Origin of the sequence: Paenibacillus lignilyticus, assembly GCF_017942085.1 — a bacterium.
Taxonomy (GTDB): Bacteria; Bacillota; Bacilli; order Paenibacillales; family Paenibacillaceae; genus Paenibacillus_Z; species Paenibacillus_Z lignilyticus.
Window position 1 is genome coordinate 1 of record NZ_JAGKSP010000024.1, and the last position, 23,452, is coordinate 23,452.

The 23,452-nt window shown below is 51.0% G+C and carries 20 protein-coding genes; 7 read left to right on the plus strand and 13 right to left on the minus strand.

Features of this window, described 5'->3' with window-relative positions; translation table 11 throughout:
- Window positions 1-282: hypothetical protein (locus I8J30_RS29415; RefSeq protein WP_210664012.1), on the plus strand; the 282-nt coding region annotated here is incomplete at its 5' end.
- Window positions 283-343: 61 nt separating this feature from the next.
- On the opposite strand, the gene I8J30_RS29420 is transcribed toward I8J30_RS29415, so the two are convergent.
- Window positions 344-1,126: a phytanoyl-CoA dioxygenase family protein gene (locus tag I8J30_RS29420; RefSeq protein ID WP_210664013.1), complete on the minus strand. Its 783-nt coding sequence runs from the start codon at window positions 1,124-1,126 to the stop codon at window positions 344-346.
- Between the two features lie 39 nt (window positions 1,127-1,165).
- Window positions 1,166-1,492, minus strand: coding sequence for a nucleoside triphosphate pyrophosphohydrolase (locus tag I8J30_RS29425; protein WP_210664014.1), 327 nt, complete (start codon window positions 1,490-1,492; stop codon window positions 1,166-1,168).
- A gap of 193 nt (window positions 1,493-1,685) precedes the next feature.
- Here I8J30_RS29425 and I8J30_RS29430 point away from each other — a divergent pair, with 193 nt between their 5' ends.
- Window positions 1,686-2,600 carry an NAD-dependent epimerase/dehydratase family protein gene (locus I8J30_RS29430; RefSeq protein ID WP_210664015.1) on the plus strand — a complete coding sequence of 305 codons (915 nt, stop codon included), beginning with the start codon at window positions 1,686-1,688 and terminating at the stop codon, window positions 2,598-2,600.
- A gap of 91 nt (window positions 2,601-2,691) precedes the next feature.
- Here the strand turns inward: I8J30_RS29430 and I8J30_RS29435 are convergent, their stop codons facing one another.
- Genes I8J30_RS29435 through I8J30_RS29445 form a run of 3 tightly spaced genes read right to left on the minus strand, consistent with a single transcriptional unit; the run spans window position 2,692 to window position 4,563 of the window.
- Window positions 2,692-3,081, minus strand: a complete 390-nt coding sequence (locus I8J30_RS29435) for a hypothetical protein (protein WP_210664016.1) — start codon at window positions 3,079-3,081, stop codon at window positions 2,692-2,694.
- A 21-nt stretch (window positions 3,082-3,102) separates the two neighbouring features.
- Window positions 3,103-4,176, minus strand: coding sequence for a glycosyltransferase family 4 protein (locus I8J30_RS29440; protein WP_210664017.1), 1,074 nt, complete (start codon window positions 4,174-4,176; stop codon window positions 3,103-3,105).
- A gap of 51 nt (window positions 4,177-4,227) precedes the next feature.
- Window positions 4,228-4,563 (minus strand): hypothetical protein, encoded by a 336-nt coding sequence (locus I8J30_RS29445; protein WP_210664018.1) that lies wholly within the window; start codon window positions 4,561-4,563, stop codon window positions 4,228-4,230.
- A gap of 183 nt (window positions 4,564-4,746) precedes the next feature.
- Here I8J30_RS29445 and I8J30_RS29450 point away from each other — a divergent pair, with 183 nt between their 5' ends.
- Window positions 4,747-5,376, plus strand: coding sequence for a DUF1796 family putative cysteine peptidase (locus tag I8J30_RS29450; RefSeq protein WP_210664019.1), 630 nt, complete (start codon window positions 4,747-4,749; stop codon window positions 5,374-5,376).
- A gap of 68 nt (window positions 5,377-5,444) precedes the next feature.
- On the opposite strand, the gene I8J30_RS29455 is transcribed toward I8J30_RS29450, so the two are convergent.
- The 3 genes from I8J30_RS29455 to I8J30_RS29465 all read right to left on the minus strand — a co-directional run bounded on the left by I8J30_RS29455 (window position 5,445) and on the right by I8J30_RS29465 (window position 13,068).
- Window positions 5,445-5,639, minus strand: coding sequence for a hypothetical protein (locus tag I8J30_RS29455; RefSeq protein WP_210664020.1), 195 nt, complete (start codon window positions 5,637-5,639; stop codon window positions 5,445-5,447).
- Between the two features lie 25 nt (window positions 5,640-5,664).
- A complete protein-coding gene (locus I8J30_RS29460) occupies window positions 5,665-6,876 on the minus strand; it encodes a glycosyltransferase family 4 protein (protein ID WP_210664021.1) in 1,212 nt (403 codons plus the stop codon).
- A gap of 234 nt (window positions 6,877-7,110) precedes the next feature.
- Window positions 7,111-13,068 (minus strand): alpha-amylase family glycosyl hydrolase, encoded by a 5,958-nt coding sequence (locus I8J30_RS29465; RefSeq protein ID WP_210664022.1) that lies wholly within the window; start codon window positions 13,066-13,068, stop codon window positions 7,111-7,113.
- 519 nt (window positions 13,069-13,587) lie between these two features.
- Here I8J30_RS29465 and I8J30_RS29470 point away from each other — a divergent pair.
- The gene (locus tag I8J30_RS29470) at window positions 13,588-14,034 is read left to right on the plus strand and encodes a GNAT family N-acetyltransferase (RefSeq protein ID WP_091225641.1); all 447 of its coding nucleotides are present in this window, start codon (window positions 13,588-13,590) and stop codon (window positions 14,032-14,034) included.
- 90 nt (window positions 14,035-14,124) lie between these two features.
- Here I8J30_RS29470 and I8J30_RS29475 read toward each other — a convergent pair whose 3' ends face one another.
- Window positions 14,125-15,135 (minus strand): Gfo/Idh/MocA family protein, encoded by a 1,011-nt coding sequence (locus I8J30_RS29475; protein WP_210664023.1) that lies wholly within the window; start codon window positions 15,133-15,135, stop codon window positions 14,125-14,127.
- Window positions 15,136-15,149: 14 nt separating this feature from the next.
- The gene (locus tag I8J30_RS29480; protein WP_210664024.1) at window positions 15,150-15,998 is read right to left on the minus strand and encodes a sugar phosphate isomerase/epimerase family protein; all 849 of its coding nucleotides are present in this window, start codon (window positions 15,996-15,998) and stop codon (window positions 15,150-15,152) included.
- A 183-nt stretch (window positions 15,999-16,181) separates the two neighbouring features.
- Between I8J30_RS29480 and I8J30_RS29485 the strand changes: the two genes are divergently transcribed.
- Window positions 16,182-17,093, plus strand: coding sequence for an AraC family transcriptional regulator (locus tag I8J30_RS29485; protein WP_210664025.1), 912 nt, complete (start codon window positions 16,182-16,184; stop codon window positions 17,091-17,093).
- 1,266 nt (window positions 17,094-18,359) lie between these two features.
- On the opposite strand, the gene I8J30_RS29490 is transcribed toward I8J30_RS29485, so the two are convergent.
- From I8J30_RS29490 to I8J30_RS29500, 3 genes are all read right to left on the minus strand, one after another.
- Window positions 18,360-18,518 carry a DUF3934 family protein gene (locus tag I8J30_RS29490; protein WP_091225646.1) on the minus strand — a complete coding sequence of 53 codons (159 nt, stop codon included), beginning with the start codon at window positions 18,516-18,518 and terminating at the stop codon, window positions 18,360-18,362.
- A gap of 10 nt (window positions 18,519-18,528) precedes the next feature.
- Window positions 18,529-18,951: a HEAT repeat domain-containing protein gene (locus I8J30_RS29495; protein WP_420831263.1), complete on the minus strand. Its 423-nt coding sequence runs from the start codon at window positions 18,949-18,951 to the stop codon at window positions 18,529-18,531.
- A 65-nt stretch (window positions 18,952-19,016) separates the two neighbouring features.
- Window positions 19,017-21,308: an AraC family transcriptional regulator gene (locus I8J30_RS29500; RefSeq protein WP_210664027.1), complete on the minus strand. Its 2,292-nt coding sequence runs from the start codon at window positions 21,306-21,308 to the stop codon at window positions 19,017-19,019.
- A gap of 244 nt (window positions 21,309-21,552) precedes the next feature.
- Here I8J30_RS29500 and I8J30_RS29505 point away from each other — a divergent pair, with 244 nt between their 5' ends.
- Window positions 21,553-22,479, plus strand: a complete 927-nt coding sequence (locus tag I8J30_RS29505; RefSeq protein WP_210664028.1) for an ABC transporter permease subunit — start codon at window positions 21,553-21,555, stop codon at window positions 22,477-22,479.
- Window positions 22,480-22,505: 26 nt separating this feature from the next.
- Window positions 22,506-23,390 (plus strand): carbohydrate ABC transporter permease, encoded by an 885-nt coding sequence (locus tag I8J30_RS29510; protein ID WP_210664029.1) that lies wholly within the window; start codon window positions 22,506-22,508, stop codon window positions 23,388-23,390.
- Window positions 23,391-23,452 lie beyond the last annotated feature (62 nt).

A 23,452-nucleotide genomic window follows, 5' to 3' on the forward strand; every position in this document is an offset into this window, starting at 1 on the left:
CTTGGTAGCTCATTCAAAAAACTAGCTTTGCGAAACGTTCGTTTCGCGATTTATGACCATTTGACTGGTCGCTCATTGTTCAGTTTTCAAAGAACAAATTTCATGTTCTGGTTTGTTGACCCAGAATTAGATATTAGCACATTCCGAAACATAATTGCAAGCTTTATTTTTCAACTTGTTTTTGTCTCGAGCACCGCGTCCCTGTATCTCTCAGCGGCGGAATTAGAATATACCATGATTGTCTACGGGGTTGCAACAGGTATTATTTTACATTTCATATAACCCATAAAAATCGCGCGCCTGCATGAACAAGCGCGCGTCATCCATGGCTTTCCGTCTTGCATTATTTCCATTCTTCACTGCCTTGAAACGGCATGTGACGAGCTTCATCAAATTTAGGGAACGGCAAGTAATCATTGATGCCGGGAACTGCTTTGCCTCGCAGCAAGAAAGCCGAAGGCCATTGCGGCACTTTAATTAACGTGCTCGTCGGGATATAGCGAATCGTTAAGCCGCAGCGACGCAGCGGCGAGTGATTGGCTTCAGAACCGTGAATGATGCTGGGATGATGAACGGACACGCCGCCTGCACGCAAGATGAGATCAACCGCCTTCTCCTCTTCAACCAGCGCAGGATCCACTTCGGATTCCAAAACATTCGCCGTTGTCGTGTTGGCCTTCATTTCTTGAAGCTCCATCGTTTGCGTGCCCGGGATCACTCGCAGACAGCCGTTCTCAGGCAGGGAGTCATCGACCGCGAGCCACAAAGTGACTACATTCATCGGCTCAAGGGGCCAGTAGCTGCCATCTTGATGCCAGAGAACAGGGCGCCCATCGAATGGCGGCTTACTAATATAGTGGGAAGCAAACAAGGCGATATCCGGACCAATGTACTGCTCTGCAATATCTAGCAGCCGATCATCCCCGACCAGACGCAGCCAGAACGGATCATCCGCCAATAACGTGTGACCCAGGTTCTCCGGGCGAAGCCCCGGGTTCTTCTCCATCAGCCACTCCACATGCTGCTGGGCTTCCCGAATCAATGATGCATCGAGAACATCCGGATAGACGGCATAGCCATCACGATCGAACTTTTCTTTAGCAAGCTTTAATTGTTCTTGGGACATTGCTGGATCCTCCTCATGATTTTCGAATCACTACGTGAACTAAGCTTCTTGTACAGCCTCCAGATAAATTCGCTCGTTAAACCCGCCGCGCTTTGCGGATTTCTCCGCTCTTATCGTTTCCAACTGCTCGGCATCGAAGCCATGAACATTGGATAGCGCATGAAGAAGTTCCAGGATATCGGCCAACTCTTCCATTGCGCTCTCGTTATCCTCCGCCTCCAAATACTCATGAAGCTCCTCCGATAATTTAAGGCGCAGTGCCGCATGATACGAAGCTTCATCCAGAATACGGGCCGTGCAAGTCTTGCCGTTGTTTGCGATGATTTCCGGAATACGGTCGCGAACAAGCTTATTGTATATAGGCATTTAACCGCTCCTTCTTGCTAAGCAATCATGCTGAATAATCCTCACTTCGAGCCTATTATACCGTGACGAGGACATAGAATAAACCGGATTCCGGATAAAAATCAGCAGCGCCGCAAGGCTTGTGCCCCATGCGGATTTCCGGATCCATGCGTACGATAAAACATCGGGATTCCATCGCGGGAGGAACAGGCGCATGAAAGTGGTTGTAACAGGAGGGGCCGGTTTTATCGGCTCGCATCTCGTAAAAGGTTTAATCGAACGCGGAGCGGACGTTCATGTCATTGACAACCTCTCGTCAGGCTCAATGGAACGGGTAGATCCGAAAGCGGTCCTTCATATAGAAGATGTTCGATTCGGAAGAGCAAAACGAATCATCGCGTCCGTCAAACCCGACGTCGTCTATCATCTCGCCGCGCAAGCGGATGTTCAGCGTTCTATCGCGCATCCAAGCAGAGATGCCTCGATTAATGTCGGAGGTACAATTAATATGCTTGAAGCCTGTATAACGGCCGGCGTTCGCAAAATGATTTTCGCCTCCACCTCAGGGGTATACGGCAATTTAGAAAGAGAGCGCATCACCGAACAAGATCCCACGGATCCGATTTCGTTCTACGCGATGTCCAAGCTGACAGCTGAACGCTATATCCGCCTCTATAGCCGTTTCTATGGACTGGGGTATACGATTCTTCGCTACGGCAACGTATATGGACCCGGTCAAACGGCCAAAGGCGAAGGCGGTGTCATCGCGAACTTTATCGAGAGAACGGTGAAGGGGCTGCCTCTGATGATTAACGGAGAAGGTCTTCAGACACGGGATTTCATCTATGTAGACGATGTCGTATCGGCCAACATGGCTGCAGCTGCACTCGGCAATAATGAAACTCTGCATGTAAGCACCGGTCTTCGGACAGCCATAAGTCACTTAGCGGAGCTGCTTCAAGAGCTTCACCCAAACGAAATCGAGGTGCTCTATCGTCCGGCCAAACCGGGCGATATTATGCATAGCTGCCTGTCATGCGAGCGAACACGGCACGCGCTGCAATGGGAGCCGGTCACCGGCATAGAGCGCGGAGTCGGCGAAACGTACCGCTACTGGACGGAATCGTGAAACGAAACTCCTCAAGCAGTTTCGGCAAAATAACAACAGCCCCATTCACGGCTCTGAAGGCGATCAGAGCGGCGAACGGGGCTGGTTTCTTTTACGGCGCATATACGGATCCTTGAAGGGAGTACGGTCCCGTAATCCGCGCACGCGTATCATTTGATCGGACGGTCAAGTAATAACGCCGCTGCGGAACTGTTCCGACAAAGGTCAGCTGTTCTTTCGTTCTGCCTTTCATGAAGCAGGACTCCAGATTCCAATAGACAACCAAGCCGTCCGGACCGTCCTCTCGCAGCAGAATCTCCATCTCACCCGAGTCCCAGTTCGCAATATCCGGGTTCTCCCACCCTAGCTCGAACCGCAGCACCAATCGGTCGCCCGGCGAGATGGAACCGAGCTGCAAAGAAGTGAGGACAAGCTGTTCGGGACCGACGAGGATGGGCTCGAAGCTGCCGACGTCTGCACTGCTTTTATCCGTGTATTTCATACGAACATCCCTTTCTTATGCTTAAATGGTTTGCAGCATTTGCAAGAAATGTTGACCATACTTCAGAAGAGAAAATTCCACATGCACGAAGCTCATTGCTTCCGTGCGGATTCGTTCGCGCAGCTCCGTGTTCTCCATAAGCTCTCGCGCTTCCCTCAGCGCCTCCGGTATATCGCCTAGCGTGTAATATTTTCCCGTTCTATTGTGCGTGATCGAATTGGATACGCCGTCCGAATCGGTTGTCAGCACCGGACATCTGCAGCTCATCGCCTCCAGAACCGCGTATGGTGCTCCTTCTACTTTGGAGGTAGAGCATAAGAATCCGCCGGAATCTCCGATGATCGAGAAGCAGTCCGGCATCTCGCTATGCGGAACATTGGATCTCAGAGTCAAGCGGCCCGAAAGTCCAAGCTCGCCTACAAGCCGTTCGAATGCTTGCCACTCCTCGGGATCAGCCAATTGGGTATCATGAAACATCCACAATCGCAGGTTCGGATACGTAAACGATAGATGATAGCCGATCTGCAGAAACTCGCGCCAATTTTTGTTATCCTCCATCCTCCCGAGCCAAGCCATAATTGGAGATGCATCCGTTAAGAGCAAGCGATGCGGCCGATACGAGAACGCGGCAGCGTCAAAGCCATTATTGAAGTGAAATTGAAGCTTATTCGGGAACATTTCGCGGAAAATCGCGGCAATATGCGGTGTGCGTGGATTAAGCAGCGCTGTTGCATGTGCCTCAATAATCGGCGAGGCCGCCGTGAGCGCCTGCCTTGCATCCTCTTTGGGGCCATAACCTTGAATCTCGTAAATGAGCTTCCCATAATAGCCGAGCATCCGGAAACGCAGGAGGCTCTTATGGTCAGTCGTGACGACTATAGCTTCGTAGCGGCATGCATCGATCAGCTGCTTAATTGCGATATCGCTATCCGTAATGTGCACATCCGAAGTGCCGTCCCTATTTTGCAAACCGGCCCCCCACTTGTAATACAGGCAATGCCCGTACACCCCGAATTCTCGAAGCGCCTTGCACCTCATTCGGTTCAGCGTGTCCATGCCTCCGCTTGGCAGGTAGTAGACAAACAGCACATTCACCGACTTGTTCCACCTCCTCCGGCCATCCATCTATCCCACGATTTCATCCCCTCAATCCAGCCGATCGAAGTCCGTTTCCGTTAATGTCGCGATTACAGTTCCTTGACTACGAAGGACGGCTTTAATGCGCATCGGCTTATGCGTCGAATAGTTCGTCACAATCAGCAGACTGAACGGCGCGTAACTTGGCGTGAGCGGGGGCAACTCAATCTGTCTTCGTGACTCCATCTCCTGCAGCGTCTCATAAAATAAGATCCCGTTGTTATAGACGTGCACGAGGCAATCGAATACTTCTGCGCCGTCATTGACGATGGACCATGACACGGATTCAATAAACCGGCAATCAATTCTCGCAAAAGCAGCGGCATCCAGCCGAAATATAGCCATGTATTCCCTCCTCCGCACGTCTTCCTTCTATTATCGTATGAGAAGCTGAGGCAAACGTAAGGGCCAAACCGCCCCGAACAGCCACCCAAAAACGAGGGTTACTCGTCCATTTGTCCAAGCAGATTCCCTATCACGAGCATTAAATAAATAGACTCTATCTACGAAAGGAAGGATGTGTGGACGATGCAACTCGTAGACTTGAAGGGGAGCTACGACGCCATCTACAGCCTTGGCGATCTTTGTTTGCCGGCAATCCAAATGGAGCTAAATGAGATTCGGCCATTCGCAGGTCCGCTGGATTGGATGCAATCGCAGAACCTCTCCGACGTCTCAAGACTGCTTCGCAACCGCTTCGCCCGCTTCATGGATTACAGCCATCTGGAGGTCATCAGCAAAGCCAGCGAGAAGCTGTATTATGTCAAAGAGAACGAATACAATGTGTTCTCGAACCATGACTTCTACACACACAACAATTTTCCGCCGGAATTGAACGCTTACCCCGAGGTAAAAGCCAAATACGACCGCAGGGTCGCCCGCTTCCTGGAAAAGGCCGCTTTGAGCGACGACATTCTATTCATTCGTACGGAGGCGACAATCGAGCAAACGAAGGAACTGACCGACGTTCTCTCGTCCATGGTAGCAGGCAGCTATCGTCTGCTGGTTGTGAATCACGCCCCGGTGAGCGGTATCGTCGAGCAGCACTGGCCCTTGCCTCATGTATGCGCCATTCAATTGCCTAATGAGGAAATCTGGCATGGGAACGACCTGCTGTGGAAAGAGATTTTTCAGGGTATCGCGCTCCGTGACGAGTAGAGTAGCGTAGAGTGAAACTTCTTCTATGATGAGAAAAGGGCATCCTTATCGGATAGCCCTTTTTCTTGTTACGGTTTCTGCTGGTTGTCCACCATCGTTGACAGCACATGCCAATCCGGCAGCTTATAGCCATTCGCCAGCCTAAGCCCGGCTAATATTCGGTTCCACACCTCATAGTCCACGATGACCCCGGGATCCGGCGTTTGATCGGCAAATATACGGTTGTACAAATCGCCCTTCACCATGAATCGCTCATTCGGCATAGGTTCCCACCTCACTTCTCAACTGTTACTTCTTCATAACGGATTGATAGACGTCCAATACCTGTTCCACCATCCTGTCCATCGACCAATGGGCGGTGCCCCATAATTTCGCGTTATGTCCAAGCTGTTCCCGGAGACTGTCATTTGCGAGCAGCAGCCCCAATTGTTCCGCCAGCTTAACCGAATCCCGCACGGGGGAGATTAGACCGGTCACGTCATGCTCGACCATCTCGGGCAATCCGCCTGCTGTCGATACCAAGGCAGGCAGCCCCGCCACCTGCGCCTCCATCAAAGAGAAGGGCTGATTGTCTTGGATGCAGGAATGAACGAAAATATCGGATATCCGAAGCAGTCCGGGGATGTCATCCCGCACCCCCAAAAACAGGACATTATGCTGGAGTTGAAGAGCTGCCGTTAGCTTCTCAAGCTCTGCCCGCTGTTCTCCATCCCCGACAACCCAGCACACCCAGTCCTGGCGTGTCCATTTCAGAATGCCCAGCGCAGTGATGAGGATGTCGATTCCTTTGACGAACGACAGGCGGGCGGGACAGATGATGATTTTCTTGCCCGGTTGGCGCTGCATCGTCGTTCCTTTACTTGCCTGCCGCTCGAATTCGTCGATATCCAGGCCATACGGGAACACCCTTATTCGCGCTTCCGGCACTCCGAACGAATTCACTAACAGCTGCTTCTGCCAGTTATTCGCCGTTACCGTTACATCGCCCGATGTCGAACCGTAATGCTCGATCCCGTTAAAATAATTCCAAGCCGGCGAGTTCTCCGCTACGCCTAACCGGGGATTTAAACGATAATTCATTGTCACTTCCACCGCTACGGAACCATGGACATGCGCAACAAGCGCCGTCCTCGGGGATTTCACCCGCCCAAGCGCCCTGGCCGCGAATATATCATGGGTATGGATAATGTCATAGTATTCAAGCCCGAAATAAGCAGCCGCCAATTCCAAATAATAGCGCTCAAATTCGCAATGCATCACATAAGGATCCACGTGGATCTGAGGAACACGAGACGCGCTCAGCTTGGCAGCGATCAGAGGACGAAGCGTTTCTTTGGCAATCTCCTTGTTCGATCCCGGCATATGAACTTTATCGGGACCGTTGCCGAGCAGGTCCACTTGATGCCCCATCAGCTCGAGCCGCTGTTTCAGCTGCGTCATGTACTTCCAAACGCCGCCAACATGCGGAACCTGCCAAAAGGTAGCCAACAATATCCTCATGCTGTCCTCTCTCCCTGCATCCGTCAGCTGCCGGGACAGCTGCTCCGGCGCGGAAGTGGTCATACGTTGTCGTAGTACCATCGTATGAATGAGACATTTGAAGAGGCACGACGGTTGGACCCCGTCAATGGACTATTTACCGGTTGATTGCGAGATTTGTATAGTAAAAAAACCTGCCCCCATAACGGGAAGCAGGTTTCTTCATATAGAAGCGACCAGGCCAGATTGGCCAGACTATGCCTCAAGCAGCTTGTAAATCACTTTCGCGCTTTCTGCGCGCGTTGCATGTCCTTGCGGCTCGAAGCTGCCGCCTGTCTTGCCTTCAATGAAGCCCAGCTCCTTCGCCGCCCCGATCGATGCTGCAGCCCAGCTGCTGATGGCACTCATATCGGAAAAGTTCTTCAGTTCGGCAGCGTGATCGGCTGCCAGCTTGCCGTGCTTCACTTCATAAGCACGCATGAGCATGACGGCCATCTCTTCACGCGTAATCGTGCCATTCGGCGCGAACGCCGATGCACCTCGGCCGTTTACGATGCCCGCTTCAGCTGCAGCCGCCACTGCAGGCGCATACCAAGCGCCGGCTGCTACGTCTGCGAACGCGGCAGGCTTCGTCGCATTGAGCTCCAGTGCACGAACGAGCAACGCTGCGAATTCGGCACGCGTAATGCTGCGGCTTGGTTCGAAACGATCCGCGCTCGTGCCATTCATAATATGCTTCGCCGTCAGTTCACCGATTATCGACGATGCCCAGTGAGCAGCGGACACATCAGCGAAGTGCTTCTTGAACTCCAGCACAGCATAGCTCGAGAAGTGGGAAATCCGGACGGTCATTGTGCCGTCTTCATTCAGCTTGCCGCCAACAAACTCAAGCTGACCATTATCGGCGATATAGTAGACGCCGATCAGCTTCGTATTGGCGCTATCCTTCACCTTGAAGGTAAGCGTGAGCGGTTCTGCAAACTTACTCAATACAGCCGTTTCCTTGCCGACCGCATCTACAAGCGCGAGGCGGAAATCGTAAATGTCCGACGCCGCGGTCAGCTCTGTCGTACTTCCTTGCTCGGCTTTAGCCAGGAGTGCTTGTTTTGCTTGCTCGCTTAGCGGCTGCACATGAAGTGCAATTTGACTGCCGCCGATGGTCGCGTTGTCGCCTTGCTTAGTCAGTTCCTTCAAGACATCAGTCGGGACACCGATTTTAACATCGCCTTGGTTCACTTCCAGTGATTTGTCACCAAGAAGCTCTGCCGTGTTAAGCGGCAATACCAATTGACCCTTGCCTTCCGTGTCGATCATCACTTTGCTGCCCGTTGCTTTGCTGATTGCAGCTTTCAATTCCGATGGCGACATTTTTTTGCTATCGTCGTTGACTGTTGCAGATCCCGATCCACCGGAAGAAGGCGGCGTAATATCGCCTTCTCTTGTAATCGTAAGTTTAAGCGTCTTCGTCGCTTGACCGGCACGGCCTGCATCGGTGTACCACGGCAGCGCCAATGTTTCCGCACTCGGCTCAATATGAAGCGTAAAGTTATTAGTGCCCACTGCAAGCGGCAAGTTCTCGATAAGCACATTCCCCGCTGCATCCATATCAGCGGCATCAATCGGCTTACCGTTGATGGTGAAGTTCACACCATAAGGCACGTTTGCTTTTAGCGTAAACGCATCTTCATCCGTCGTATAGGCAATGTCATCACCGTAAGAGATACGCGGCATGGTCACGATCATCGGCATATCCACCCAGCGCAGCACGTAATCGTCCACAACCATCGTGTTGCCGCCTTGGTTCTTGATCGTCAGCTGCATGTTCGTATCTGTCGAGGAGTAAGCGTAATTGCCGGCATCCTCGGTATCATTGGCCTTGCGCGTATGCGAAGTAAACGCCTCAGTCGACCATGCTCCGCGTGTATATTTGTATTGAATCGATTTGCCCGCCATCATCTTGAAGCTGTATTCCACCACATCGCGCGTCGTTGCACCGCTTGGCACATTCAGCTTATTGCCGGAGGCATTCCACCCGTTAAGATCGCCTGCCAAGTAGATATCATCTTGAACCGGCGTGTAGCTTGGCAGATGAACGCGCAGTTTCACATCCACCATGACCAGCTTCGGCGTAACCGATTTCGCATCGGAATAACCGCGATTATAAGCGCTGTCCACCGCTGCTACTGTGTACGTATAAGCCGTATCATTGCTGACCGTAAAGTCCACATACGATGAAGCCGTGTTGTCTACCGCGGCAATACGAATAAACTCCGAGTCCGCTTTCTTGCGATACACCTCATAATGATGGGCTGCTTCCTCAGACGCTGCCGCAGTCCAGTTCAATTGAACGCGGTTCGACTCTATCGTAATATCCGCGAGCACGGGGGCTTCCGGCGCCGTCGTGTCGCTGCTGTCTGCATGTACGTCAACACGTTGCTGCTCGGACTCCGTGAACGTATCCCCATTATCGCTGGAGACTTTGGCGAAGTAATCGTAGGCACCTGCTTCAATTGGCTCAAACGCTGCCCAGTATACTTTCTTCCCATCTTGCGTGTCCTGTTTATAGCGCAGTTTTGTTTCTACCGCATCGGCTTTGCTTGAGCCTTCTTTGTAATAGGCAAGGCGCGCAATCAGATTCGGCGCTTCGCTGCCAGCGTAGTCTGCGTTATCGGTAAGTCCAGGAATGTCGATCGTAACTTGGATTTCGGTGGTTTTGTGACCTGCGCCAAGCGTAACCGGGCTGGATGGCTGCGTAATCGTTACCCCGTTCACTGCAAAAGAAGGCGTAGCCGATGCATACTCGCTCAGCAGGCTCTCCCCGCTGCCCGTAACGGCAGTCACCGTATAATAGTACTTCTTCCCATTCTCCACGTTCACATCGGACCATGTGTTTCCTTCTGCTTCGCCGGCCAATTGCAGCTCAGCGCCTTCGATTGCCGCGCGGTACACGTTGTAGCCCGCTGCACCTTGAACCGCATCCCATGTCAGTGTAACTGCGCCGTTACCGCCTGACGCTGCAACGTGCTGCACCTGCGGCACAGTAACGAGCTCTGTAGTCGAGGTCATCATCAAACCGCTCATCGCTTTCACGGTAATTGCGAGGGTACCTCCTGTGACTGTACTTTCCATTTCGCTGCCAAGCCGATCTGCCAGCGTAATTCCTTCAGGCAAGAACCCCGCTACATTGACTTGGATGGTTGCATCTGTCGTGCCGCGATTCACCACGACAAGTCCCGCTTGATTGTCCGTCTTGCGGGCATAAGCAATGATATCGCCCTGGTTGTAGGCCGTCTTCAACTCGCCTGTGCGGAATACTTCATTGTCCTCACGGATGTTGGCTGCTTTCTGATACGTATCGAATAAAGTTGCGTACTTCCCTACTCCCGCATACTCGCCATCGGAACCGGAAACGCGCTCCCATGGGAAGGTACGGCGGGAATCCGGATCCTTCGTGCCGGTCAAACCTACCTCATCGCCATAGTTGATCGTAGGTGCACCCGGGTAGCCCAGTTGGAAAATCGCCGTTAGCGCTTGCATCTGGAGCGCTTTGTCCGAAGCATCCGGCGCAATGGCCAAATGCTCTTCTTCCCATTCCGGTTTGTCATACTTCGTAATGGAACGAATCGTATCATGGGAATCCACGAGATTCAGCATCACTTGCCATGCTTCTGACGGGTAATCCTCGCGTATGGACTCCAATGCATCATTGAACTGTGCCGCATTGCCGCTGATGATGAAGCTTTGCAAAGCTCCGCGGAATCGGTAGTTCATCACGGAGTCGAACTGATCGCCAAGCAGGAAGCGAGTGGCAACGCCCCACTCTTCGCCCAGAATGATCGGATCCGGAATGGTGTTGCCATTGCTGTCCACGCGGCCGGCTGTCGATTTCACCGCTTTGCGGAACTGCTGCCATGTACCCGAGGATACGTCCGGCGCAACATCAAGGCGCCAGCCGTTCGCACCCATCCACTCCCAGCGCTGCGAGTTCGCATTTTGCATCAAGGCCTCTGCGTCTTCGTCTGTTTTGCCGCTAAGGTCATGACCGATAACGAGATCGCGATACCCTTGCACGTTCCACTCATGATTGCCTTGCAGGGCATCTGCATCGCCGGCTGCTGCTTGCGGTGCATCCACAACCGGTAAGGAATCGTAACCCCACCAGCCTTCGTATTTGTAGTGACCGTCTACTTGCTCGTTGGAAACGGTAAACCAAGTTGTAAAGTCAAAATCATTCGGATACGCATAATGCCCCCCTGTAGCAGGGTTAACCTGTGCAGTGAACGCGTTGATTGTCTGCTGCTTGGCGGCTTCAAGCGTTGCGCCGTCCTTATTCACTTTGTCGTACACTTTAGCCCAGAATTCGTAAGCGCCGATCTCCGGATATTTCTCATAGCGGTCAAAATAAATCGAGTCATCGCCGACATGGTTGAACACGCCGTCTACGATCAGCTTGATGCCCATTTCGCTTGCTTTCTTCGTGAAAGCCGTGAATATACGGTCGGAAGCAACGCGCGTTGCTTCATAATCAAGTCCCGAAGCCGGGTTTCCCGGTGTGTTGTAGACCGGCTCTCCGAACATCGGATCCAAATGCTTGTAATCCGTCGCATCATATTTGTGATTTGAAGCCGCCCATGCAACCGGATTGAAGTAGATGACATTGACGCCAATGGACTTCAAATAATCCAGCTTCTGTGACGCGCCCGCAATATCGCCGCCGTAGAACTCATTCGTCCACAGCCCATCCGAAGCTGCATCGGGGAAATACGGCTGCTGCTCAGGTGTCGTCCGGTCCGGATTCTCCGGCACATCGTCCCATGAACCCCAAACCTGATTCGGTGCCGGATCATTCGTTACGCCGCCATCAAAATATTGCAGCTTATGGCCGTTCTTTGCCGTCAATGTCTCGCCCGGAAGAGCTGCGCCGCCGCGGTAGCCGTCCACGATCTTAGCGCGGTTGTTGGATGGATCGCCATCAAAGAAACGATCCGGGAAGATTTGATAAACAACCGCATTCTTCATCCAATCCGGCGTCGTGAAATCTTTGTCATACACCGTCAAATCGTAAGGCAGTACGCCTTCATCCGCAGAAGCGCCGCTGCCGCCGCGTGATCCGTCATCGCCGTACTCCACTTTCGCAGGTCCGTCGATCAGAATGAATTTGTAGCCCCACACGCCGATCCCCAGGAACGCGGAAGCCGGAATCGTTACTTCCCAATAATCCTTCTCGTCAAAAGAAGTCGCTTTGCGCATATCGAACGCGGAAGCCAGTCCTTGCGGATTGCTCAGCTCGACGCGCACCACTTGTGCGTCGCCTGCTTCAGTAGCGATGCGGAGTGTTACGTCCTCGCTACCTTCTTTGATCGCGCCAAACGGTTTCTTGTAGGTAACCGAACGGGAGTCAAATACCAGCTTATCGCGGTGAATCATTCCGTCGAATTGGCTGTCTGCCGGTTTATAGTTCGTAGTAATCGTGCGATCCGCGAGTACGGTGGTGAATGTCACATCTGCGGGATCCAGCGTTTGTAGGATGAAGTTGTCGCCGCCAGCTCCATAATTGCTGGCATCCCAGTTATTCCCCTGCACGACTTTCATTTCATAGCGTGCAGCCGGAAGCGTGCGCTGAAGCTTATAAACCGATCCGTCGAAATGATAATCCACGAACAGCTGCTTCGCCTGATCCGGTGCCCATTGGGATTCACCGAATACGGATTGAATGCTGCCGACAAGCCGCGGCCACTCCGCTGCATTGAGCGCGGGTGTATATTGCTGTGCACCGGTTACGTTTGGCAGGCTGATACGCACTTGACCCAGCTCGTCGTTGAGATAGAAATTGACTTTCGTCTGCTCAGTCAACGTGAATTCGATGTTATTACCGTTATTGGAATAACCGTCCCACGTGCCTTGGCGCACGACTTTAAAGGCGTACTGGCCTGCATCCAGCACAGTGGAGTACGCGTAATACTCACCAACGAGATGCTTCATCTGCGTCGCGGTCGAGTCGTTGCTCCAGCCTTGGAAAGAACCGACTACAACCCACTTGTGGTCGCCGCCGGGCTGCTCTAAGAAGGTATCCGCTTGAATCGCTGATTCCGTTTCGTTGACAGCGTTTGCATTTGCTTGCTGCGGAAAGATGCCAACAAGCTGTACAACCAAAAGAATGGATAGAAGAAGTGCCCCAATACGGTTCCCGCGTTTGCCTATCGTGGTTATCATTAAATAGCCTCCTAAGTTAAAATGACTGACGATGCTGTGCTAGCTGAGTCGTTCAAAGTTCGAATAATCGCGCAAACGTTTGCACAAATGCCCGTAAAACCCCCTTTCTGCCGATAAAAAAGAGCTATCCCCTGAAGGAAGAGATAGCCGGGTTGTTCCGCTTCTTACTATTGAAGTCCGGAAAGCATTGCCCTTAAATTTGCCATAAGTTAGCGTGGTTCATTGCCTTTATCTTATTATGAAAACGCTTTACAGTCAATGATATCCATTAAGGAAAATCATTGGCGATTTTCGCGAAATACCGTTTTTCCTCTCAAAGATTCGCGCAATCGTTTGCGCTTTTTGTGGAATTTTAGTGATTATTGCTGATTATGAGATCATTTTCGCCGGTGCAGTTTTGCGTTTGCGAAATGAACAGTTGATTCTCCCGGGTCATGTTAAAATTTCATAAACCTTGTTGTATATTTATACACGTTGTCATATAATTATCCGTATAAAGATTATAAAGGAGGATCAACAATGTCACTCGTAGTACGCAATGTAGAGTTCGAGGATGTTAACGGCCTAGCAGCCTTGATGCATAATTATATCGTGAACTTCTATCGGAAGGCATGGCCGGGGGATCGTGTTGTCCGTCAATTGATTCAAACCCTGCTCGAGAAACAAGAAGGGATTCAGTTCGTAGCCATTAAAGATGGAGAGATGGTCGGCTTCGCCACGCTCTATTTTACATATAGCACCATGAAAGCCGAACGGATCACCGTTATGAACGACCTCTATGTCATGGAGCCCTACAGAGATACGCAGGTGGAATCGCAGTTGTTCCTAGCCTGTCAGCGCTACACCCATGATCTCGGCTACGCGCGTATGTCGTGGATTACGGCGAAGGATAACACCAGAGCGCAGTGCTTCTTTGACAAGATGGGCGGCGTGCAGGGGGAGTGGGTCAATTACTCGATCGGATAAGGTGCAACGGCTGTTGCCGCCCTTACGACGGAGAAGCGTATAGCGTTACAAAAAAGCCGCACCCGGTTGAGGGATGCGGCTTTCGTCATGCTATAGGGAGATGAACGTACCGCCGGCATCTGCCGACTTCTGCTCTGCTTCAATGATATCCAGCGTGCGCGCTGCGCTCTCCGGCGTACATACCGTAATCGGCTTATCATTGGCCAACGAGTCAATGAAGGAACGGATTTCGAAGTAGTAGCCCATATCATCGGACAGCTCAGCTACGAAGCTCGGTTCTTCATTTGGATTGACCTTCACTTTATTGTCGGCGAAGATGAGGTTCCCGCCTTCGAAATTAATGCGGTAGTTCATTTCGAAGCCAAAATCGCCGCGAAGCGTCCAATCCGCTTGTGCATTCAGTACAAGACCGCTGTCGTACACATAATGCGTCGATACGATATCATACGCGCTGCCCGGAATAACATTGCGAGCCATTGTGGATACCTTATCCGGCACGCCAAACAGCCAGTGAACCATGTCTGTATCATGAATGTGCATGTCCAGCAGGCAGCCGCCGCTCTTGCTGCCATCAAGGAACCATTCAGCCGGCAGGCCTGAGCCGCGGAAGAATGAGCCGCCAAGCGGCTTGCCATAACGTCCATCTTCGATGCATGCTTTCGCATATTCATAGGCTGGCCAGAAACGCAGACATTGACCGATCATCAACTTCTTGCCTGTACGTTCCGCAGTCGCTACCATTCGCCAAGCATCCTCAGCGGTGCGAGCAATCGGCTTCTCACACATAACGTGATAGCCTTTCTCCAGCATGCTGATCGTAATATCGGCGTGAAGCCCTGTCGGCAGCGTGATATCGATCATATCCAAATCTTCGCTCGCGATCATTTCTTCAATATCGGTATACAGATTGAACGGATCAAGGTTATACAGCTCTTGATTGGTCGCGATATTTCCGATTGCTTTGCCGTCCTTCAATTCCTCGATGCGCACATCGCAAATGGCCTTCAATTGAACCGGCGCGCCTTCCGCCATAAGCCGCGTATAGTTGTCAAAATGCATACGTCCCATAAAACCAAAGCCGATCAGACCTACCTTAATCATGCTGCTTCCTCCTTTTAGTTGTTGCCTCGTCCCAGGATGGCATCCATCGCGCGGGATGTGTTGTAAATGATTTGCTCACCATGATGGGTGTAGCCCGGAATCATCTCTGCAATGACATAGTTGTTGTAGTCGATGGCGCGAAGCGCCTCCACTACTGCAGGATAATTCACGTCGCCGGCAAGCAGATCAACAAACCCGTGCAATCCGCCCGCTTGTCTGCGGTAGTCTTTGAAATGGACTTTCTTGATTCGGTTGCCCAGAATGCGCACCCATTGCTCCGGATATCCGTTGGCTACAACATTACCTACGTCAAAGTAGGAGCCGACGTAATCGGAATTAACGGTGTCGATGAAGGTCCGCAGCTCAAGCGGGGAAAGCAAGAACTTGTTCCACACGTTCTCGATCCCGATAGAAACGCCCGCCGCCTTAGCATCCGAAGACAGTGTGCTGATACATTCAAGCGCGCGATCGTAAGCACGCTCGTAGTCGACTACTTCGCTATCCGGTATGAAATCAACGCCTACTGCTCCCGGAATAACCAAGATGGTATCGACGCCAAAAGATGCAGCAAGCTCCAATTGCTTGCGTGTAATATCCATTGCTTTCGTGCGGTTAGCTGCCGATTCGCTTGTCATGGAATAAGACCAGTAGAGACCTGTAGCAAGACCGCAAATTTCAAGATCCGCCTGCTCTAATTGAGACTTGATGTCGCGAACCTCTTGCTCCGTAGCTTCCAGACTAAGCTCGCCCGTTTCGTTCAAGGACAGCTCGATTCCTTCGAATCCAGCGTCTTTGGCAATGCGTATCGATTCGGCAATCGTCGTCCCTTGTGGAAAAGACCAAATGTTAACTCCCTTTTTCATCAGGCTTGCCTCCTAAGTGATTTGTATTTTTCCTGTTTATTGCTTGAACCTGATCATTTATAATGAAACTGCCAACAATAATCAAAGTATAGTAGAAATTGCGCAAAAAATATTTAGCGGAAACAGATATAATTTGAACTTTTCCGAGATCATATCCGCTGATGAAGAGTGAGGTTCGTTCAGATGGAGCAGCTGCATGCAGAAGATCGTCGTCAACTTGCTTACGCCCATTTTCGCGAGTGGTCGCCAAGCATCCATTATGCCAAATATCAGAGCCTTCCCCCCGGAAAGCTGCCAAGACGAAGGCTCTACGACTATGAAATTCTATATGTCAGCCAAGGCGAAGCCGCGACGACGATTGGGGAAACGCGCTACGAATGGAAAGCCGGACAGCTAATCTACCTGCCAGCGGGGCTGTTCCATCAGAATGAGGTCGTCTCCCAGCCAAACGCCCAATTTCTCGGCATCCACTTCGACTATTTCGATGAACTGGAGGTTGGCTCTGACGAGGATATGGTTGTGAATGAGGCGCATCCTCTGGCGGAGAAGTTTTGCCGAGAGGCAACGAATGAGACCTTCCCGCCACTGTCGGAGCAAATTATTTATACCCCCTCCCTGCTCTGCGTGCAGCTCATGGAGCAATTGGTCGAGGAATTCACTACGCGTCCTCCCGGATACGAGCTGGCTTGCAAGGCGCTGATGCTCAACATTTTGTCGCAGCTGCAGCGCTCGCGTTCCACGCTCCATCAGCGTGCGGCCGATACGGTTCACGGTCAGCGCCTCGTGTCGCTCATGAAGCAGATGGAGTCCTCGCTAGCCGAGGCGTGGAGCAACAAACGGCTAGCCGATTTGCTGCTCATGAATGAGGATCACGCTGCAAAGCTATTCAAACAGGTCGCTGGACAGCCGCCGGGCGAATTTTTGCGTTCAATTCGACATCGCGAAGCTCGCCGACTCCTCCGTGAAACCGACCTCTCCGTCGAAGAAGTCGGCGAACGCACGGGCTGCCCCGACATCCACTACTTCAGCCGGCAATTCCGCAAACAGGAAGGGCTGTCGCCGAGCATGTACCGCAAGCTTTCTCGGGTGCTGTAGGGGAGGGAAGTATGCAAGGGCCGGCTTCCACCACCTGTACCCTTACAATGTAATCAACCTCCCCCTCACTGGAAGCTGAGAGTACGATATCGAACTCTCACCGTCAAAACCGCCTTGAAAAAAGACTGAGAGTTCAGTAATGGAACTCTCAGTCTCCAAACCAACCAACCTGAACCCACATGAGTAGCTGAGAGTACGAAAAACGAACTCTCAACTCCAAAACCGCCTTGAAAAAAGGCTGAGAGTTCAGTAATGGAACTCTCAGTCTCCAAACTAACAAATCCAGACGGGGTTGGGGTTGGTTTGCGGGTGCGGGTGCGGGGCGGGTGGCTCTTATGCCGACGCTGGTCGGGAGCGAAATCTGATGGGGTTAGTTTTGGTTGCTGAGTCGGGTTTGAATGCTCGATCGGTTGTTGGTGCGGTGGGTGGTATTGCATGCTGGGTCGGGTTCGGATACTTAGTCGAGTTGGTACTGGGATTGGTTTTGGATGCTGAACCGGGTTCGAATGCTGAGTTGGGCACTACTGGTGCGGGTGCTGGGATTGGTTTTGGAAACCGGATCGGGTTCGAATGCTGAATTGGGTACTGGTGCTGTTGCTGGTGTGGGGGCTGATTTTGGAGGCTGGGTCGGGTTCGGATGTTCGGTCGGGATTGCTGCTGGTACTAGGATTGGTTTTCGATGCCGGATCGGGTTCGAATGCTGAGTTGGGTACTGGTACTGGTGCTGTTGTTGGTGTGGGGGTTGGTTTTAGATACTGGTTCGGAGGCGGATGCTGATTCTGTTCGAATGCTTGGTCGGGGATCAACGCTGCTGAGGCGCTAACGAATCGTACGGGGCTTATTTAGGCGAAATTGCCCCTAATTTTATTCTAACGAATCGTAGGAGCCTTATTATAGAGAATTGGAGCGAAAACGAACATTTTGATAGCAAATAAGACCTGTAGGATTCGTTAGAATTTCAATCCCCTCTATTGGGTTGAAATAAGCCCTCTAGGATTCGTTAGAGTTTTAAAACCCAGCCAGGCGATGCTGCATTTTGCAATGCGAAGCATTCCGGAAGCATTTCGGTAGCATTCTGGAAGCATTTCGGAAGCATTTCGGAAGCATTTCGAAGCATCCCGGAAACCATCGCCCTCGCCAGCCCACCTGCCTTGCTCGCCCCATGCCATCACGCCTCCTCCGCCTCCACTCCACCTCAAATCCAAGCACTGAAAAAGCTGCCCCAAAGTGGCTTAAACGCGCCTCCGAGACAGCCCTCATTCCATGCTATGAACCGTTGGCACCGCCGGTGCCTTCGGGATTCTTGGTTCCTTTACTCTTGTACGGCTTCGGAGCGCTCTTCTTCCGATTCTCGGCAGCCTGCCAGCGGTTCCAGCCTTTCTTGCCCGTGCCGCGGCCTGTGCCGCCGCCTTTGCTCTTGGTCATATCAACTAGCCTACCTTCTCGAAAGCGATGCCCACGTGCTCTCGAGCCACTGATCGAAATCCGCTTCTTTATCGCCTTCATAAATATCGTAAACGTCGGATCTCATCTTCTTCAGCTTCTCTTTGAACTCTTCGTAAGTGTGACCATCCGGCAAGCTCTTCTTGATCCGCACCAGAATTTTGTTTAGGCCTTTTACCAGTTCGCCTGTCTTGCGCGTCGGCACTTCCACCTCTTCGCCAAGCTCCTTCAGCACACGCTGGGCGGCCGCTTGCACTTGATGCACCATATCGCTTTGCGCAATTCGCTTCAACAGCAGAGTAGCCTGCTCCTCGCCTAATTGCCCAAGCTCCTCAACAGCACGAAGGCGTTCACGCCAGTTCGACGTACGGCCAGCTGCCTTCTTCAATTCTTCGTAACTAACGGGTTGTTCCATTACTTCTTCTTCGGTATGTTCCAATTTCGATCAAGCTCCCTCGATTAACTATTCTATACACGCTACTAGAATGATTCAGGAAAGTCAATGTTTCGCTTGTCGGAGTAGCCGGATTGCTTCGCATTCATGCGATATTGACTTGGCGTTAAACCATAGACCTTCTTAAATTGAGTGAAGAAATGGCTTCGACTCGAGAATCCCGACTTTTCCATAATATCCGTTATCGTATCCGTAGACGTCGCAACCAGCTGACTGGCATACGCGAGCCTGACATTATTGATGAAATCCGATACCGACACAAGCCTATGCTTCTTAAATAGTTTACCCAGATATGGCGGCGACAGATCAACCTCATCCGCAATATAGTCCAGCGATAACGCCGGATTCGCCAGCTCACGGTGCACAATCTGATTCACCATATCGAGCAGCTTCAAATACTTATTATCTTTCTTCGCTTCGAGCTCCTGTGCCAAACGATCGAACAGCGCGGAGAAGTCCGCCATGATCTGCTCGATCGTTTCCATTTTCTGCAGCTTCATGAGGTAGGCGTTAAAATGAAAATCCACCTTCATCGCATGATTGGTCTCCAGCACTTCGATCGCATGACGAATGAGCAGCAAAATCCGGATAAACATCGAGCTCAGCGCCGAATAGCTGTACGCCGTAGCGTCCTTGAGCATGGCGGACAGCGCATCCTTCGCCTCTTGAAAATGTCCCTGGATAAGCGCCTCCTTCAACTCATCGTCTTTCTCCTGCGACGATTTGAAATCTTCCGTTCGGACCGTAATGTGCTCGCTGAAAATCATACTTTCATGACCGTAAATCAGCCGGTAATAGGACAGGTCGAGCGTCTTCAAATAATGAAAATTCAGCTGGGAGAGGGTTTCGAACGGTTCGCTGAACGTCACGGATACGGCTAGGCGCAGAAACTGCTTCGTATGCTGCTGAATCTGCTGCATCCACTCCACAAGCAGCAGCTGCTCGGAAGGTGCATCAAGCGAATCCACATTCAGCAGGAGCATGACTTGATCCTCTTCCAGCTCCAAGCATTCATGAGCAGCCTTCTGCTGCATCAGCTCAGTAACAATATTGACGATGCCAAACTTTAATAAACTCCGGTCTCCTCTGCTGTAAGTCGCACAGAAGTCAGAGAAGTGATCGATTTTGAACAGCACGATGAGAAAGGCAGCGGAAGGATCCAGCGAAATATCGTATTTGAGAAATTGCCGCCTTAGCTCGTCCGCAGACAATGGCCCTTTGGAATGCATGATTTTGCGCAGAAACTGCTGTTTCCGATCATAAGACTCGCCCCGCTTCTCCATCTCCAGCTGGTTATATTTCTGAATGACGAGCGACATGGGGACAACCAGTCTTCGCGAGAAATAGAAGGTAAGCAGAATGCTGCCGACAATGAACAAGACGACGAACAGGTACGTCTTCTGTTTCATCCGTTCCACGTCTTTGACGATGTCGTGATATGGCGTAATGCTGACGAGATTCCAATCGAAGGCATCCGTGCTTGTATAGGTAACAAACGAATCGACGCCATCGACGTTCATGCGGAAATTACCGGCCTGCACCTTGGAAGCATTGATCCGCTGAATATAAGGCTTGTCAGACAAATTAGCCAACAAGGGATGCGCATGATCTGTCGATAGCAGCATGCCCGTGCTGTCGGTCACGAAGATTCGGCTGCCGCCGGCATCGTTCTGCGAATGAATGCTTTGGCGAAGCCATTCCTCCGATATGTTCAGAATGATCGCTTCATTGACTTTACCGCTTGCAACTTGGGAGTCGAAGAACAAATACGAATACACGTACATATCCTTGACGGCGCCTGTAGCGATGCCGGACATGATATTCGGGATTTTGCGCAGCACGATGCTGTGTGAAGGGTGGTTCTTAATGTCATCGAGAATCGGGAAAATGCCTTGATCATCAAAGGTTGTGCGGTCATAGATGAATTGCGCTCGGGGGACGGCATAGATTTGCTCACCGTTGTAGATGTAGATCGATTGAAGAAACGGATAAATATTTTTGTAGGATTGCAGTTTGATTTGATACTTCATGGAGTCATCTGAATCAATATCGGTGTAAAGCAGGTCGGTAACGATGTCATCGAAGAACGCCGTTGTGGATACCGATCTGGCCGTTTGTTCAAGCGTGCTTACATTTCGGCTCGTATATTGAAGGTCCGCGAGCTGCTCGCGATAGACCTGTTTCAATGCGAAGTTCTCGAAATTCCGGCTTAATAAGGAGGATTGAACGAAGAGCAGCAGAACGGTACTGACCAGGAAAGGAAGCAGAATCGTCAGAAAGAGCTGAAACGGGTTCTTCAGAACGAATTTCTTGAACATTATGCATGCAACTCCTCTACTTCCAAGACTATCACATAACGCGAAAATGATTCAATTTGAATTGCAGACTTAGACCCCTCAAAAGCCTGTTTTCAGAACAAAAAGTGATTTTGAGAACTGCTCCATTCGTTCGAAAGTGAACTGAAATGGCATTTTAGAAATTGTCAGCTCCCCCTCTGTTCAACTATGATCAAATCAGTCCTTGAGAACGTTTACATTCTTGCCTGAAGGAGGTCCAGCACCAATGAACAAGCTTCCGTTCTTAGCTTCATCGCGCCATCTAAAGAAGAACCTGCAGCTGGCGCTGCTTGCATTGCCCGCCTTCCTCGTGATCTTCGTGTTCTCTTATCTTCCGATGGGCGGGATCTTCATTGCCTTCAAAAATATCAACTATACCGATGGTATTCTGCGGAGTCCTTGGGTCGGGATTGATAACATCAAGTTCTTCTTTACCTCCAGCGACGCTTGGATGGTCGTTCGAAACACGCTTCTATATAATAGCGTCTTTATTGCGGTAGGCACCTTCTTATCCGTCGTATTCGCCATCCTTCTCAATGAAGTCGTAAGCCGCAGATGGGTCAAGGCTTACCAGACGGTTTTCTTCTTCCCTTATTTCTTCTCTTGGATCATCGTAGCCTACATGGCCTACTCCTTCATCGGTCCGTACGGCGTTCTTACTATGATAACCGAGAAGCTGGGGTTTGAGGCATTCGACTTTTACTCCACAACATGGGTATGGCCCATCCTGTTAACCCTCATCAATATTTGGAAAGGGCTCGGCTATGTCAGCATTATTTTCTATGCGGGCATTCTGGGCATTTCGCAGGAATACTTCGAGGCCGCCGAGATCGACGGCGCTTCCAAGCTCCAGATTATCCGCAACATTACGATACCGCTCATCATGCCGCTCATCACGATTATGACGCTGCTTTCCATCGGCAAAATATTTTACTCGGATTTCGGCTTGTTCTTCTTCGTCCCAAGAGAGGTCGGACAGCTGTTCCCGGTTACCCAAGTTATTGATACCTATGTGTATCGGATGCTCAAAGTTTCAGGCGATATCGGCATGTCGTCGGCAGTCGGATTGTTCCAATCCATCATGGGCTTTTTCGTCGTACTGGTGAGCAACTATGTCGTGAAGAAAATCGATGATGACAATAAATTATTTTAGAAGACGTCTGGAGATGAGATGAGCCTATGCCACAGAAGAAATGGAAGATTTCCCAGCTTCTTATCCATTTGATCTTTATTCTCTTTAGTCTATGTTGTATCCTGCCGCTCATCTCGATCTTGTCCATCTCCTTAAGTAATGAAGTGGACATCCTGAAGAACGGATATAGCTTAATTCCGCGCATGTTTGATTTGAAGGCTTATACGTACGTTCTCTATCGGCCCATCCAGCTTCTTGGCGCATTCAAAGTATCCATTATGGTCAGCTTCATCGGCACCTTCCTCGCCGTCTTGTTCATGGCCGGCATCTCGTATACGCTCTCCCGACAAGACTTCAAATTCAAGAACAGCCTCAGCTTCTATGTCTTCTTCACCCTGCTGTTCAACGGCGGCTTGGTGCCAACCTACATCTTGATCAGCAATTACCTCCATTTGAAAAATACCATCTGGGTGCTTATCCTTCCATACTTGGCCGTACCTTGGTTCATCCTGCTGCTTCGTTCCTTCATGCAGAAGATCCCATTCAACATTATCGAATCCTGCATGATCGATGGAGCGAGCGAGTTCCGGATCTTCTTCCAGATCGTCATTCCGCTTGCCAAACCCGGTTTAGCGACGGTCTCCTTATTCACGATGCTTCTCTACTGGAACGATTGGTGGCTCAGCTTGCTCTACATCGAGAATGAACACCTTGTTCCGCTTCAATATATGCTTTATCGCATGATGAACAACATTGCTTACCTCACCAGTTCGACCAACATGATGCCGCCTAGCATGAAGAATGCCGAGCTCCCTTCGGAATCCGCGCGGATGGCGATGGCGATCTTGGCGGCAGGACCGATGCTGGCTGTCTTCCCGTTCTTTCAGAAGTATTTTGTCAAAGGGCTTACCGTAGGTGCTGTGAAGGGATAGCTTAAACATGGATCACTGATCCAATTTAAGATAGCAACGCCAATACAAAAAGGGAGGATTCA